This window comes from Deinococcus yavapaiensis KR-236, assembly GCF_003217515.1.
Classification (GTDB): domain Bacteria; phylum Deinococcota; class Deinococci; order Deinococcales; family Deinococcaceae; genus Deinococcus_A; species Deinococcus_A yavapaiensis.
This window is the reverse complement of record NZ_QJSX01000038.1, coordinates 1-2,070: the sequence shown is the minus strand read 5'-3', so window position 1 is coordinate 2,070 and position 2,070 is coordinate 1. Positions and strand designations below refer to the sequence as shown.

Genomic DNA, 2,070 nt, shown 5'->3' with positions numbered 1-2,070 from the left:
CGCGGGTCGACTCACGGGACATCACCTCGACCTCTATCGTCGACCAACCTCATGAAACGGGAAAATCTCGTCCTGCACGCTTTTCAGACGCACTTCAAGAACTTGACACCTCATTCAGGGCAAAAGAAGGTGACACGCCGATCGGCGTGTCACTCATCGCATTCTGCCTTATGGCTCTACTTCCCCTTCCATGTCCGATGTGAGCGCAAGAACGCTTCGATCGCGTGAGCGTTCTGTCGAATTCAGAACTCGTCATACCGTAGCCATGCCCGTTGCATCATCGTGCGACTATGACTTCGAAGTCCTTTCTGTTCATCGGCCTGGGCGCCTTGCTGCTCGCTTGCCAGCAGTTCCCTCAACCAAGCCCTGTTTCGTTGCCTTCCACATCCGCTGTCATCAAGGGTCGAGTCACCATTCAAGACTCGACGCCGCTCCACGTGAGTTTCCGTCCCGATGAAGGCCTTCCGCAGCAACAGGTTGCCGTTGAAGCGGACGGGCAATTTCTCTTACCGCTTCCGACGGCACCGTACCCCGACTCTTCGTACATCGATCCTTCGTGCGGCGGTACCGCTCAACAAAGCAATCCGCGTGCCCGCTTCGCGGAGTTGAACGGTCTCGTTTTAAGAATCTGGAAGAATGGCGAACGATACGCGTACGTGCGCAACCGCCGAATCATGACGACGGGCAGTCAGGAGTTCGTGTACGTGTATGCGACAGAAGCAACCCGCTTGTCGGGCGAGCAAACGTGCCGAACGTCGAGTGAGCTCGTTTACCGGGATGTGTTCGACATGAATTTGGGACACGGTTGGAATCTTGTGAGGATCACCATCTTCCACGAGGACGTTCAGTTCGAAAGTGTCCCTTTCAGTGTCGTCGAGTGGCGATGACCCTACTGCTTGGCGTGGTGCTTGCTTCATCGCCTCGCGTTGTCACGCTTCACGCCCACCCTCCTCGAGTCCCCGTCTTCACCTTCTGTTCTCTTTGAAGCCTGTCCATAGATCACGGGAGGAGTATGAGAAAGTTGGCCAACATACAAGTTCTTTTCGCTCGCGCCGCAGGTCCGATGACGCTTGCCCTCGGGCTCGTATTGACGGCGTGCCAACCTTCGTCACCCGATCGCCCCTCGACAACCTTGAGCGGTGTTTGGAGTGGAGCAATGTTGGAGGACGCAGCGCCATACCCAACCTTCCGTCTCGATCTAACGCAGACTGCTGTACAACTCGAAGGCGATTTGGAGTTGCGTGCCGACTTTCCCCAGGGCTCAGGTTATGAATTCGTCGGTCCTTTGCGCGGCGATGTTCAGGGTGACATCGTAAAATTTGAGGTTCAGGGAGTGAATGACTATGCTGGCAAGATGGTTTCGTTTTTGGGGCACCTACGCGAGGGGCGCCTTGAAGGTGATCTTGTTTCTCAGGTGGGGGAGCGACTCAAGTCGGGTCGGGTTGTCATCGTACGTCGATAAGGGCTGTTAGAGGGTCGGGCGAATGTGCTTCGGGAAGGCCACGCTTGTACGCCTGCACGGTCGCCGTGAAGCGCAGCTCGTCTCTAAGGTCGAAGTCGTTCATCCGCTCACCTGCGCTTTCCCGAACGCGTCGAGTTCAAGGCGGAGAGTGTCGCGACGCGCTCGCACCTGCGAAGCGCACGGGGAGGCCGGGAAGGCAGTCAAGCAACGCTCCCAGAACGAGATGCCATCGAGGAGCAACGCGTGCGCGTCAACGTCACTCACGCGCGTGTCGTGGTACGCGTGCTCACCGAAGGCGGACGCGTCAGCCACGATGACTTGCCGTGCGGTGTCCCCGAGCCAACGTTATTGATTCCAGCTTCGCTCGGCAACTGCAGATGAACGAACCGCCTGGCGTTTGCTGTCATCTCGCTGCAACTCGCCGCCTCTTCGGTGCGTTCCGGCGTGACTGCTCCAAGCCCCTCCCCCGCCCTTCGGCGTGATTGGGAGGGGCTTAGACCGCCTAACAAAACCTGGCGTGCTGCTTGAAGGTGATCAGGCAGCACGCCAACTGCGTGAACGCCAAAAAGATGTCCGCCCGCACCTCGTCCCGCACTCGCAAGCTTTGA

The 2,070-nt window shown here is 57.9% G+C and carries 3 protein-coding genes; all 3 read left to right on the top strand.

Annotation, left to right across the window (positions count from 1 at the left end; genetic code table 11):
• A partial coding sequence (locus DES52_RS23360; protein WP_211317989.1) for a hypothetical protein occupies positions 1-203 on the top strand: 203 nt, incomplete at its 5' end.
• A gap of 87 nt (positions 204-290) precedes the next feature.
• Positions 291-887 (top strand): hypothetical protein, encoded by a 597-nt coding sequence (locus tag DES52_RS22365; protein ID WP_110889046.1) that lies wholly within the window; start codon positions 291-293, stop codon positions 885-887.
• 269 nt (positions 888-1,156) lie between these two features.
• Complete coding sequence (locus DES52_RS22360) at positions 1,157-1,462, top strand: hypothetical protein (RefSeq protein WP_110889045.1); 306 nt, start codon at positions 1,157-1,159, stop codon at positions 1,460-1,462.
• The last annotated feature ends 608 nt before the right edge of the window (positions 1,463-2,070 follow it).